Genomic DNA, 12,638 nt, shown 5'->3' on the forward strand with positions numbered 1-12,638 from the left:
CGGGGAGCCGCGCCGCGACGGGCGGGTCCGAAGCCGTCACGCCCGCGTGTCGAGGCGGTAGACGGTGACGCCGCCGGCGCTCGCGACGGGACGGTAGCCGGCGGCGGGGAGCGCGCGAAGGGCGTCGGCCTCCTGACCGGCGGGGAAGAGGCCGTCCTTCGGGTGGTCGGGGGCCGCGACCCAGTCGGGCTTCGCGCCCGGGCCTCCGGGGTAGTACGGGAAGAGGAAAACCCGGGTGCGGTCGGTGAGTTGGGGCGCGAGAGCGTTGGCGGCAGCCACCTGCGCACCGTCCGGGATCACCCGCAGCACCCCGCGCACGGCCTCGGCCGTCGCGTCGCGCTGCCAGGTGGCCGGCCGGGCCAGCTCGGCGAGGGGGCGGAAGGGCAGGGCGGCAACCGTCGCTGCGAGCCCGACGGCCACGAGGCCGCAGGCCGTCCACCGCCGCAGGCCGTGCCGTGCGCGGAGCCGGGCCAGGGCGTCGGCGAAGGCGACGAAGACGATCGGCATCAGGACGGCGCCGTAGTGGAAGCCCGTCCCCCAGTAGGCGGGGTTGGTGGACCAGAACCGCCAGCCCAGGGTGGGGAGCGCGAGCAGGATCAGCGGGGAACGCAGCGCCAGGAACGCAGTGGGAGCCAGCAGCACGGCGACGGTCCCCCACTTCTGCGCGGGCAGGAGCAGCCTGGTCACGGGGTCGCCGGCCGGGCCGCCCACGTTGGAGAGGTAGGTGTAGGCGCCGTCGGGATTGAGGGCCGGGATGACGACCAGCACCACCAGCGCCACGGTGGCGGTGGCGAGCACGACGACGCCCGCGCCGAGCCGGCGGCGACCGTGCCAGAACAGGTAGCAGCCGACCGCCACGACCGTCGCCGCCAGATCCTCCTTCACGAGCAGCAACGGCAGCGCGCACCACGCGGCCGCGCGCCACCTCCGCAGCGTCAGCAGCTCCAGGGAGAAGGCCAACAGCGGTACGGCGAAGGCGACTTCGTGGAAGTCGAAGGCCACCGTCTGCTGCAGGCCGACCGACAGCCCGTACCCCACGCCGATGCCCGCGCCCGCCCACGGACCGACCGCCCGCGCCGCCACCCTGGCCACCGGGACGGCGGACACGGCGAGCAGCGCCGCCTGGGCGACCAGCAGGGTCAGCGGGGAGGGGAACGCCCGGTAGAGCGGTGCGAGGCTGGCCAGGATCGGGTGGAAGTGGTCCCCGAGCAGGTGGAAGCCCGGCCCCTTCAGCTCGGAGACCGGCGCGCGGCCCTCGGCGTAACCGCGGATGGCCTGCTCGAAGATCCCCAGGTCGAAACCGGACGTCCGCAGGTGCAGATGGCGGGAGACGGACAGCGCGCTGTAGGCGGCGAACAGCACGGCGGCGAGCGCCCAGGGCAGCAGGGCGGTCCGGCCCGGCCGAGGCAGCTCGGGCAGTGGCCCGGATCCGGGCCTGGTCCGCAGGGACTGGGGTGCGACCGTGGCACGGGGTGCGCGGGTCAGGGTCAGAGTCACGGGGGCTCACCTCGCGGTAGGGCGGACGTGGGGCGACCCCCGAAGCGTCCGCCCCGCCCTCTGAAGATCCGCTGAAGGAGCCTGAAAGCACCTTCAGGAACCGCGACACCCCCCGTGACATGCTGAGACGCATGCGCGTACTGGTGGTGGAGGACGAGACCCGGATGGCCGACGCCCTCCGGGACGGGCTCGAAGCGGAGGGCTACACCGTGGACGTCGTCCACGACGGCCGCTCCGGTCTCTGGTACGCGCGCACCGGCGACTACCGGGCGATCCTGCTCGACGTCATGCTCCCCGGCCTCAACGGGTACCGGGTCTGCGCCCAGCTGCGCCAGGAAGGCGTCACCACCCCGATCCTGATGCTCACCGCCAAGGACGGCGAGTACGACGAGATCGAGTCCCTGGACACCGGCGCCGACGACTACCTCGCCAAGCCCTTCTCCTACCCGGTCCTGGTCGCCCGGCTGCGCGCCCTGGTCCGCCGCGGCGGCGCCGAACGCCCGCCCGCGCTGACCGTCGGCGACCTGCTCCTCGACCCCGCCGACCGCTCCTGCCACCGCGCCGGCACCCCGGTCGCCCTCACACCCCGCGAGTACGCCGTCCTGGAGTGCCTGGCCGAACGCCCCGGCGAGGTCGTCGCCAAGACCACCATCCTCGACCAGGTCTGGGAGAGCGGCTACGAGGGCGACCCGAACATCGTCGAGGTGTACGTCAGCGCGCTGCGCCGCAAGATCGACGTCCCGTTCGGCCGGAACTCCATCGTCACCGTGCGCGGCACCGGCTACCGGCTGGACTCCCGTGGTTAGGCCGCCGAGGCCGCCGCGGCTGCTGCGCTCACTGCGCTCACTGCGCTCACTGCGGGCCCGCTCCGCCGCAGCGGCCGGCCTGGCCGCGGCCGCCGCCTTCACCACGGGCGCGTTCTGGCTCAGCCACAGCCTCTACGACTCCCAGTTGGACGACGCGAAGGCCGCCGCGCAGGCCCGCCTCGACGTGGCGGTCGCGGACATGCGCACCGGCCACGTCCCGGCGAGCGGCCTGCTGCTCGGCGACCGCGTCTACGCCCTCGTCCTGGACTCCGGCCGACTCCTGGAGGTCAGCCCCGACCTCGAACCCTTCAGTGCCCAGGTCGCCGCCCAGCTCACGCCGCTGCCCGAAGGCGAGCAGGTCTCCCGCACCCTCACGCTCGACGCCCCCGCCACCGCCACCGGCGCTGCGAACCGTCTGGCCCACCGCACCCTCCCCCTGTACGGGCAGAGCGCCGGCGGCATCGACGGCCGCGCCCTGCTGTCCGGCTTCGGCGAACCCGACCGGGGCGAGCGCACCGTCACCGCCTACCTGGTCGTACCGCCCTGGGACGCCGAACGCGTCCAGGAATCCGTCCAACGGCTGCTGCTGGTCGCCGGGCCCTTCGCCGTCCTGCTGGTGGCCGCCATCGCCTGGGCGGTCACCGCCCAGGCGATGCGCCGGGTCGAGGCGATCCGCGCCCAGATGGCCTCCATCACCGCCCAGTACCTCGACCGGCGCGTCCCCGTTGCGCCCACCGCCGACGAGATCGCCCACCTCGCCACCACCACCAACCAGACCCTGGAGAAGCTCGACCACGCCGTCACCGCCCAGCGCCGCTTCGTCGCCGACGCCTCCCACGAACTGCGCAGCCCACTCGCCGGACTGCGCACCTCCCTGGAGGTCGCCCTCACCCACCCCGACCGCACCGACTGGCCCACCGTCGTCCGCGCCGCCCGCGCCGACACCGTCCGCCTCCAGCACCTCGCCGACGACCTGCTCCTGCTCGCCCGCCCACCCGTCGCCGCACCGGCCCACCACACCCTGGTCGAACTCACCGACCTCGCCCGCGACGTCGCGGCCGAACTCCCGCACGGCACCAGCCGGATCACCGTCCACGCCGACCGCCCGCTGGAGGTCCCCGGCAACGCCGCCCAACTCCACCGCCTGCTCCGCAACCTGCTGGAGAACGCGCTGCGCCACGCCGCCGACCGGGTCACCGTCACCCTCGCCGAGGACCACGGCCCCGACGGCCACTGGGTCGTTCTCGAAGTCCTGGACGACGGCCCCGGCATCCCCGCCCCCGACCGCGAGCGCGTCTTCGCCCCCTTCACCCGCCTCGACGAGGCCCGCACCCGCGACACCGGCGGCGCCGGGCTCGGCCTCGCCATCGCCCGCGACCTGGCAACCCGCCACCACGGCACCCTCACCCTCGCCGACTCTCCCGCCGGCGCCCGCTTCCTCCTGCGCCTCCCCCTGCCGGCCCACCCAGCCCGCACTCCGTGAGCCCCGCCCGGCCCAGCGCTTGACCGGGCCGTCAGCCGACTGCTGCGGCTGAGTGACAAAAGGAGGGCTCCCCAGGGAGGCTCACGATGTGACGAGTCGACTCCTCTTAACTTCTCCTGAGACTCGGACGCGTCGCCCAGCGGGCGGTCCAGCGTGTTCGACACCCATGGAGGTCGTTGGATGAATCGCCGTCCCCGGGTCGCAGCGTCGCTGGCGGGCGCGGCCATCGCCCTCGCGTCTCCGTCGGCGGACGTCGCCGCGCAGGCGTCCGCACGTCATGCGTTCGGCTCCCCGTGGATCCAGGACGGGGACGGCGTGGGGGAGGGGCGACACGATGACCGCAATCCCCCGCGTGACTGCCACAGCGCCCGCCGTGTCGTCCTCATCGACCAAAGCTTCAGAGTCATCCTGAAGAACGGCCGGCACGGGCCGGAGGCTCTCGTCCTCCAGGGGTCCACGTCGGCCTCGCCCTCGTCGCCGGCAGCACCATGGGACAACTTCGCCCCGTCAACGTATCTGGACGTGAACTACCCCACCCAGACCAGCAACCAGTACGAGTGGCAGATTCGCGACTTCTTCAGGGAGCACCCGCTCTTCGTGGTGAAGGCGTTCGACCGCCACGAACGGGTCTTCTCCTTCCCGGCCACCCACTGCATCGACAGGCACGACGGTGACCACGGTGACCGCGACCGCGGTGACGGCGCCCTCCTGTACCGGGGCGGAGCCGCCGACGGGAGCGACCCGTCCGGCTCCCCGTCGCCCCAGGCGACGGACAGTCCCCAGGACGGCCAGTCCGAGTCGGCAAGCCCCGGCTCCGGGGCCACCGTCCCCCCTCCTCCGCGCTCCGCGGCGGCCGAAGGCAGGCACAACCGCCTGCTGAGCGCGAAGCACATCGGGATCGCGATCGGCGGTTTGCTGATGGTCCTGGGAGTACTGGCCACGACGCGGCTCCGACGTCGTTCCGACACGTGACAGTCGGCCGGGGCTAGCGCCGCCGGTCGGTCGCGGCGGGCGGAGTGAAACCCAGTGCGGCCAGGATCGGCAGGTTCGAGGTCAGCTGGTGCGCCGGCAGCTCCGCGTAGATCTCGTGCGCGGCGTCCGAAGCCTGACGGGAGCGCTGCTCGCACCCCAGCGCCTGGTGGGCGGCGGCCAGTCCCGCGAAGGCGTGGGCCCGCTGGGCGGGATAGCCCGTCAGGCGGCTGCTCACGGCGAGGGACCGTTCGTAGTGCCCGACCGCCTCCTCCGGCCGCCCGAGGGCGTGCTGCGCCGCCGCCAGGGTGTTGAGCAGAGAGCAGTCCATCGGCCCGTTCCGCTGGGCCCTGGGCCGGGCGAGCACGCGGCTCGCGTGGTCCGATGCTTCCTGGTAGCGGCCCAGGAGCAGGTAGGTCGGGGCCAGGCTGGTACGGCAGAGGTCGGCCGTCCAGTCGTCGGTCTCCGGGCCGTCGGCCGTCAGCAGGTCGAGGGCCCGCTCGTAGTACTCCCCGGCGTCGGCGTAGCGGCCCGTGAAGTAGTGGTAGGCGCCGAGGTAGGCCAGCGCCCGGCCCTCGGTGCACCGGTCGCCGGCGTCGTGGGCGAGGACCCTGGCCCGCTGGAACGTCCGCCGGGACAGGGTGAGTTCGCCCAGGTTGCCCCAGACGTGGCCCAGGTCGTTGAGGCCGTGCGCCTGGGCGCTCGGGTCGCCCAGGCGGCGGGCGGCGGCCACGGCCGTCCGGCCCAGGGCCACCCCCTCGGTCTGCGGCGAAGTGCGGTGGAGGTAGCTCCACAGCAGCGCGGGCAGTTTCCAGGCCGTTTCGTCGTCCCCGCGTTCGTAGGCGTGGTGGACGGTGGCGAGCAGGTTCGCCCGCTGGTCGTCGCACCAGCGGGTGGCCTGCTCGGGGCCGGTGAAGTCGGCCACCCGCAGGCCCTCGGGCGGCGGGCCGAGGGGGACCTGCCGCCGACCGGGGGTCAGCACCCGGCCAGCGGCGTGCGCGTGGTGCAGGCACCACGCGTACCAGCGTTCGTACAGCTCCCGCCGTTCCTCCGGGCTCTCCTCGCGGGTGCCCTGCTCGGCCGCGAAGAGCTTCAGCAGGTCGTGGAAGCGGTAGCGGCCCCGTGACGGCTCGGTGAGCAGGTGGGCGGTGGTCAGGCGGCCGAGGAGCCGTTCGCACTCGTCGACGGCGGCCGCGGACAGGGTGGCGGCGACGGGGGCGCTGATGTCCACCCCCGGGAACAGGCCGAGGCGGCGGAACAGGCGCCGGGCGGCGGGGTCGAGCGCCCGGTAGGACAGGCCGAAGGCCGACCGCAGGGAGGAGCGGTCGTCACCGTCGGCCTCCAGGGCGCCCAGGCGGTCGGTGGAGGAGGCCAGTTCGTCGGCGAAGGCGACGAGGTCACGCTGTGGCCGGTCGCGCAGCTGGGCCGCGGCGATGCCGAGCGCCAGGGGGAGGTGCCCGCAGGCGTCGAGCAGCCGGGCACCGGCCTGCTGCAGCTGCGCCTGGGCGGTGTCGGCGCCCAGGACGCGGGCGAGCAGGGCCTGTCCCTCGGTGGGGGTGAAGGTGTCGATTCCGATCCGGTGGGCGCCCTCGCGGGCGACGAGTCCGGTGAGCCGGTCCCGGCTGGTGATCACGGCGGCGCAGCCGCTGCCGCCTGGTAGCAGTGGTCTGACGTGCTCCGGGTCGGCGGCGTCGTCGAGGACGACGAGCATCCGCCGTTCCGCCAGCAGTGACCGGTAGAGCGCGGACGCCTCGTCCAGCTGGGTCGGTATGGACTCGGTCGGCACGCCGAGCGCGCGCAGGAATGCCGCCAGTACCCCGTGCGGGGAGCGGGGGCCGGCGGCGGACCAGCCCCGCAGGTCCGCGAAGAGCCGTCCGTCGGGGAACCGCTCCCGGGTGAGGTGGGCCCAGTGCAGCGCCAGCACGGACTTCCCGACTCCGGCGGCACCGGTGATCACGGCGCACGGTGCCGCCGTCGGGCGGGCGCCGGGCTCCCCGGTGGTCAGCACCCGGTCCAGTACGAGCAGTTCGGGGGCGCGGCCGACGAACGCCGAGAGACCGGAAGGGAGTTGCTCGGGTCGAGGGTCCGCCGGGGGCGCGGCTGGGGCGACACCGGCGGTCGAGGCGGTCCGGTCCGGGCGGGCGGCAGTTTCCGGACGGGCGGTCGGTGTTGGACACGGGAGGAGGAGGGCCCGTTGGAGGGCCTGGGCCTCAGGTGTCGGGTCCAGCCCCAGGTCCTCGGAGAGCCGGGAGGCATGGCGCCGGTAGGCCTCCAGCCCGTCGCTGTGTCGGCCGGAGCGGTGCAGGGCGGTCAGCAGCTGCCGCACCAGGCGGTCACGGAGCGGGAAATCGGCGACCAGGCCGGTCAGTTCAGCGGCGACCTCGCGGTGCCGCCCCGCCTCCAGCTCCAGTTCGTAGAGCCGCTCCAACGTGGCCATCCGCTGCTCCTCCAGGCCGGCCGCGAGGGCGGCGAAGGCCAGGCCGGGCAACCCGTCCAGCGCGGGGCCGCGCCACAGCTCCAGGGCTTCGCGCAGCCGGGGGACGGCCTGCGCCGCGTCCAGCTCCTCGGCCGCCGCGACCCGGGAGGCGAACAGGCGGTGGTCCACCCGGGCGTCGTCCGCCACCAGCCGGTAGCCCGCGCCGTCGGTCACGATGGGGGAGGCCGGCTCCGTGCCGAGCGCGCGGCGCAGCAGGCCGACCATGTTGCGGATCTGGCGGTCCGCCGTGGCCGGAGGGTCCTGGTCCCAGACCGCGTCGACCAGCCGGGGGACCGGGACGGTCCGGTTCGAGTGCGCCACGAGCATCGCCAGCAGACTCCGCTGACGGCGTCCGCCCAGCCGTACGGGGGCGGTTCCGGCCCGCACCTCCAGGGACCCCAGGATCCTGAACTCCATGTCCCCCCATCGGCGATACCAAGCCAATTACCTGGATATGTACGGATGTTGACGAAGCGTCACTTCATGTCCCGAGCGTTTCACCTGAACTTTCACGTGTCGGCACGCGGCAGCGCGCGTCACGATAGGGCAGTGATCAGATCATGCCAGAACCGTGCAGCAGATTGAGAGTGTTGCCGTGCACCGGCCGAAAGGCGCCGGTCCTCGACCCAGGAGTTGATCAACCATGGCACGCTCGCCCAAGCGCATCGGAGCCGTCCTCGCGGCGTCGGCGGTCGCACTGTCCCTGTCCGGCGCGGCCACGGCCGTCGCTCGACCCGCGACGGCCGGAGACTCGAACCGGCACTGCGTGGTGAACGCGCAGGGCGGCCAGGCGCAGTGCTTCGGCACCTACCGGGAGGCCATCAACTACGCCACCGGCGGGCGGGTCGCCGACGCTCCGCCGACCGCCGCCGAGGCCGCCCGCGACAGCGCGTTCGCCGAGGAACTGAACAGCCCGGCGGGCCTCTCCGACCTGGTGGTCCTGGGGACGATCTACCAGGACTTCTTCTTCGGCGGACAATCGGTGACCTTCACCGGCCCGCACGCGTGCTACAACGGGAACGCCGCCGACTACTCCTTCGACATCCCCGCCCCGCTCCAGGACCACGTCTACTCGGTGCGCCCGTACGCCAACTGCTGGTTCAACCTGTTCACCGGATTCCAGGCCACCGGCTACGAGAGCCCCAGCTACAAGGGCGACACCGTCTCGGTGGACGAGGCCTGGCGGACCCACGCCAAGTCGTTGACGCTCGGCTGAGCCACGCTCCCGGCACCCTCACGCCGCCCCACCCGGCGGGCCCCTCCCCGGCAACCTCGGTAGCCGCGGGGGCGCGGCCGAGGCAGGGGCGCATGACCCGCCATCGGCACCTGTCCCGCCTCGCCACCGGCGATGGCGGGACAGTGCCGTTGGTGCGGGCGCCGGGTACGGGGGTCTGGTGGATCGACGGGTCCCGGTAGGGACGTGTTCGTGAATGGTCGCCAGGTGATCAGGCCGGAGCCGTCACCCCCGCGGGCCTCGGAGGAGTCCCGGGCGTCGGCGCCAGCGGCGCAGGAACTGCCGTCGGGGCCGGGCGGGTTCCGGCCGCCGTCGCCGGCGAGGTGGGGCCGTTGCCCGGGGCCGGAGTCCGGCGAAGGAGAGCGCCGGAACACCCGGGCAGGCCGGAACGGGCCTGGCCGGTTCCGGCCTGTCCAAGGGCCTTTCGAGGCTCCTGACCTGCGGTGAGACTGGTGACCGCCGCCAGGGAGCACCTGCCCGGGGCAGCACACCGGACCAGGTGTCACCGACCGCCGCTCCTGGAGGGCAGCCGTCACGGCCCGGTGTGTGCCGAGCACCACGCACGGCCGATCCCACCCCTCTCTCCCCGCTGGAGCACCGTCATGCCTTCGAAGACGTCCAAGCTGCTGCGCGTCACGCTCGCCGCCGCCATCGCCGCCTCCGGTGCCGTGGTCGTCACGGCCGTCACCGCCGGAAGCTCGTACGCGGCGACGACCTCCTCGGTCGGCGGCCAGATCACCCGCTCGGAGATCCTCGCCCGCGCCCAGTTCTGGTACGGCAAGAACATCAACTACGACCAGGGCGGCTCGTACCCGGACTCCTCCGGCCGCGGCTACCGCACGGACTGCTCGGGCTACGTCTCGATGGCCTGGCACCTCGGCACCAGCGCCAACACACAGGGCCTCGCGGACAGTTTCACCTACCAGATCAGCCGCAGTGACCTGATGCCTGGCGACATCCTGAACTCGTACTACGACCACGTCATTCTCTTCGAGAAGTGGGACGACGCCGCCCACACCACCTTCTCGTACTACTCCTTCGGCAGCACACCGGTGAAGCACCGGACCGGTATCTCGATCAACGCCGCGACCCTCGACTCGCACCCGAACGGCGACTACAAGGCGCTGCGCTACAAGAACGTCGTCAACGACCCGGCGCCGGGTTCGGCGTGGGTGCCGGCGTTGGGTGACGGTAGTTCGGTGAGTGGTGTCGATGGTACGGCTTACACCTTCACCCGTAGCGTTGACGGTCATCTTCAGGGGACTGCCAGGTATCCGACTGACAAGTGGGCGACGGTCGACCTCACCAATGTCGTCGGCACCCCGATTTCGGCGGGTGGGGCGCCGAGTGCGTTCGCGATGAAGAACGGTGTCACCGGTGTGGCCAGTGCCAACGCGGCCAACGGCCATCTGCAGATCACGTATCGCGATGCCAATGACAAGTGGGCGACCAGTGACCTCACCAATCAGGTCGGTACTCCGGTTACCGGGGGTGCGGTTCGTGCCACGACGGACCCTGATGGCACTCTCGCGATCTATTCCCGTGGTTCGACGGACGGCGGGCATCTGAGTCTCACTGCTCTTCAGCCGAACGGGAGTTGGGCGACTGTCGACTTGACGAACGTCGTGGGTACCCCGGTCTCGGCGGGTGGGGCGCCCGCGACGTTCACCCAGAAGAACGGGACCGTCGGTGTGGCCAGTGCGAATGCCGGCAACGGCCATTTGCAGATCACCTACAAGGACGCCGTCGGCCAGTGGGCGACCTCCGATCTCACCAACCTGGCCGGCACACCTGCCACCGACGGCGCGGTCAGTGCCACGACCGACTCCGACGGCACCCTCATGATCTACTCCCGGAGCACGGACGGGCATCTCCAGGGGACGGCCAGGTATGCGAACGGCACCTGGGCGACGGTCGACCTCACCAACGTCGTCGGCACCCCGAACTCCGCGGGCGGCGCGCCCAGTGCTTTCACCATGAAGAACGGTGTCACCGGTGTGGTCAGCGCGAATGCGGCCAACGGTCACTTGCAGATCACCTACAAGGACACCGCTGACAAGTGGGCGACCACCGACCTCACCACCAAGGTCGGCACTCCGGTGACGGACGGGGCCGTCAGTGCCACCACCGACTCCGACGGCACCCTCGCTCTCTATTCCCGCGGTTCGACCGACGGCGGCCACATCAACCTCACCGCCCTCCAGCCGAACGGCCAGTGGGCCACCGTCGACCTCACCAACATCGTCGGCACCCCCACCAGCTGACCCACCAGCCAGACCGACGCGCGAATGCCGCGCCGGCTCAGGTGCAGGCGGATGGCGCGGGAAGAGCAGGCCCGGTCGGCGACTACGACATCGGGTCGGGGTGGCGGTGCTCGGCAGCGGCCGTGTCCGGACCCAAGCAGGTCCGGACGCGGCCGTGCGGGTTACGACAGGGTGCCGGTCGGGAGGTCGCAGGACCCGGGCCGAGGCCTGCCTCGTCTCCTGTGCCCGATCAGTCGACCGTGGCGGTCAGTGGCAGGACGAGCAGGCCCCCGATGGCGATCGTCCCGTCGTCGTAGGTGCCGGGCTGTGCATCGGGCAGGGCGCGGATGCCGATGGTGTAGATCAGCACGTGCCGGTCCGTGGTCCCGGTGTTGACGTGGGGGTTGGACAGGACGACGAGGGTCTTGCCGTCGTCTTCGAGTCGTGTGTCGAGGGTTCCGGCGGCGGCGGGCCGGATGTAGTGGTAGCCGTAGGAGGCGCTGCCGGTGAAGGCGAAGCCGGTGGGGCGGTGAAGCGCTGCTCGATGGTGCCGGGGTTGACCGGCTGGTTGCTCAGGGAGTGGATCTCCAGGTTGAAGACGGTGGGCTGGTCGGGGAAGGCCCGGGGCACGTTCGTCTGGGTGACGCGCAGGGGGGTGTCCTGCCACGCGGAGCCGGTGGTGGCGGCGGACGTCACCCCGCGGATGCGAGCGTTGCCGGTATCCGCGATGTAGAGGTTGCCCGTCCTGTCCAGGACGACCCCGCCCGGCGAGTAGAGCCGGGCCGCCGTCGCGGGCCCGCCGTCGCCCGCGTACCCGGCGATGCCGTCGCCCGCGACGGTGGTGATGACGCCGTCCGGGGCGACCTTGCGGATCCGGTGGTTGGCGGAGTCGGCGATGTAGACGTTGCCGGCGTCGTCGACCGCCACGCCCTTGGGCGTGTTGAGCGGGGTGGCCGTGGCCGGACCGCCGTCGGAGACGTACCCGGGGGTGCCGGTGCCGGCGACGGTGGTGATGACGCCTCCGGCATCGACCTTGCGGACACGGTGTCCGGCGTACTCCGCGATGTACACGTTTCCGCCGCCGTCCACGGCCACACCGATGGGACTGTTGATCCTTGCGGCGGTGGCGGGTCCGCCGTCGCCCGCGAACCCAGCCTGCCCGTTGCCCGCGATGGTGGTGACGACGCCCTTGGCATCGACTTTGCTGATGCGGTGGCCGCCGTACTCGGCGATGTAGAGACTGCCGTCGGCGTCCACCGCCACGTCGGCCGGCACCCTGATCTGGGGGGCGTCGACCCTGGAGATGACACCCGCCGTACTCACCTTGCGCACCATGTGGTTGAGCTGATCGGCGATGTAGACGTTGCCGGCGTCGTCAACCGCCACGCCTGCGGGAAAGTTGAGCTTCGCGGCGGCGGCGGGGCCACCGTCGGGCGTGTACCCGGCGGCGCCGGTGCCGGCGACCGTGGTGACGGAGCCCTGGGGGGTCACCTTGCAGACCCAGTGCCGAAGCTGGTCGGGGTAGTACAGGTTCCCGTCCTTGTCGACCGCAGGGCGCGACGCATGGCCGAGCATGACCTGGGCGGCGAGCCTGTCGGCCGGGATGTCCACGTGATTCCCGCCGCCCACCACCGTGGCGATGACGCCCTGCGCGAGGCCCACGGGCTGCGGACCGGTTCCGGAAGTGCTCGCGTTTGCCATGGCTGCTGCTCCTTGTCGTGATGGGAGACCGGAGGTCACAGGACTGGCCGCTCCGCGGAGGCGGCCGGTGGACGGGTGGGCGCGCGGATTCACCGTCCAATGCGACGGTATACGCCAAACCCGTTGACGGGCAGGGCAATTGGCGAACCCTGAGCGAGCCGGTGCTTGTCGGCCGGGGCCGTGCGGCGCGGCCCCGCGTGCGGCGCCTTCGGGCGGGCGGCTGCGGAGG

At 72.4% G+C, this 12,638-nt stretch carries 8 protein-coding genes; 5 read left to right on the forward strand and 3 right to left on the reverse strand.

The features are described from left to right. Nucleotides 1–36: 36 nt before the first annotated feature. Nucleotides 37–1,497 carry a DUF2079 domain-containing protein gene (locus tag ACFVTF_RS33915; RefSeq protein WP_387817887.1) on the reverse strand — a complete coding sequence of 487 codons (1,461 nt, stop codon included), beginning with the start codon at nt 1,495–1,497 and terminating at the stop codon, nt 37–39. 131 nt (nt 1,498–1,628) lie between these two features. On the opposite strand from ACFVTF_RS33915, the gene ACFVTF_RS33920 reads away from it, so the two are divergent. The 3 genes from ACFVTF_RS33920 to ACFVTF_RS33930 all read left to right on the forward strand — a co-directional run bounded on the left by ACFVTF_RS33920 (nt 1,629) and on the right by ACFVTF_RS33930 (nt 4,758). Next, complete coding sequence (locus tag ACFVTF_RS33920) at nt 1,629–2,303, forward strand: response regulator transcription factor (protein WP_387817888.1); 675 nt, start codon at nt 1,629–1,631, stop codon at nt 2,301–2,303. Then, a complete protein-coding gene (locus tag ACFVTF_RS33925; protein ID WP_387817889.1) occupies nt 2,296–3,786 on the forward strand; it encodes an ATP-binding protein in 1,491 nt (496 codons plus the stop codon). Before ACFVTF_RS33920 ends, ACFVTF_RS33925 begins: the two co-directional genes overlap by 8 nt. Nucleotides 3,787–3,966: 180 nt before the next feature. Further along, on the forward strand, nt 3,967–4,758 hold the full coding sequence (locus tag ACFVTF_RS33930) for a hypothetical protein (RefSeq protein ID WP_387817890.1): 792 nt from the start codon (nt 3,967–3,969) through the stop codon (nt 4,756–4,758). Nucleotides 4,759–4,771: 13 nt separating this feature from the next. On the opposite strand, the gene ACFVTF_RS33935 is transcribed toward ACFVTF_RS33930, so the two are convergent. Further along, nucleotides 4,772–7,648: a BTAD domain-containing putative transcriptional regulator gene (locus ACFVTF_RS33935; protein WP_387817891.1), complete on the reverse strand. Its 2,877-nt coding sequence runs from the start codon at nt 7,646–7,648 to the stop codon at nt 4,772–4,774. Nucleotides 7,649–7,874: 226 nt separating this feature from the next. Between ACFVTF_RS33935 and ACFVTF_RS33940 the strand changes: the two genes are divergently transcribed. After that, entirely contained in the window at nt 7,875–8,447 is a 573-nt protein-coding gene (locus tag ACFVTF_RS33940) for a hypothetical protein (RefSeq protein ID WP_387817892.1), read from the forward strand. A 470-nt stretch (nt 8,448–8,917) separates the two neighbouring features. Continuing rightward, a complete protein-coding gene (locus ACFVTF_RS33945) occupies nt 8,918–10,729 on the forward strand; it encodes a hypothetical protein (RefSeq protein ID WP_387817893.1) in 1,812 nt (603 codons plus the stop codon). 342 nt (nt 10,730–11,071) lie between these two features. On the opposite strand, the gene ACFVTF_RS33950 is transcribed toward ACFVTF_RS33945, so the two are convergent. Next, nucleotides 11,072–12,409 carry an NHL repeat-containing protein gene (locus tag ACFVTF_RS33950; protein WP_387817894.1) on the reverse strand — a complete coding sequence of 446 codons (1,338 nt, stop codon included), beginning with the start codon at nt 12,407–12,409 and terminating at the stop codon, nt 11,072–11,074. Nucleotides 12,410–12,638 lie beyond the last annotated feature (229 nt).

Origin of the sequence: Kitasatospora sp. NPDC057940 (assembly GCF_042887425.1) — a bacterium.
Classification (GTDB): Bacteria; Actinomycetota; Actinomycetes; order Streptomycetales; family Streptomycetaceae; genus Kitasatospora.

Bases quoted from the DNA above. Each gene is read 5' to 3' on its own strand.
- ACFVTF_RS33920 (WP_387817888.1), top strand. From the start codon at position 1,629: ATGCGCGTACTGGTGGTGGAGGACGAGACCCGGATGGCCGACGCCCTC.
- ACFVTF_RS33930 (WP_387817890.1), top strand. From the start codon at position 3,967: ATGAATCGCCGTCCCCGGGTCGCAGCGTCGCTGGCGGGCGCGGCCATC.
- ACFVTF_RS33935 (WP_387817891.1), bottom strand. From the start codon at position 7,648: ATGGAGTTCAGGATCCTGGGGTCCCTGGAGGTGCGGGCCGGAACCGCC.
- ACFVTF_RS33940 (WP_387817892.1), top strand. From the start codon at position 7,875: ATGGCACGCTCGCCCAAGCGCATCGGAGCCGTCCTCGCGGCGTCGGCG.
- ACFVTF_RS33950 (WP_387817894.1), bottom strand. From the start codon at position 12,409: ATGGCAAACGCGAGCACTTCCGGAACCGGTCCGCAGCCCGTGGGCCTC.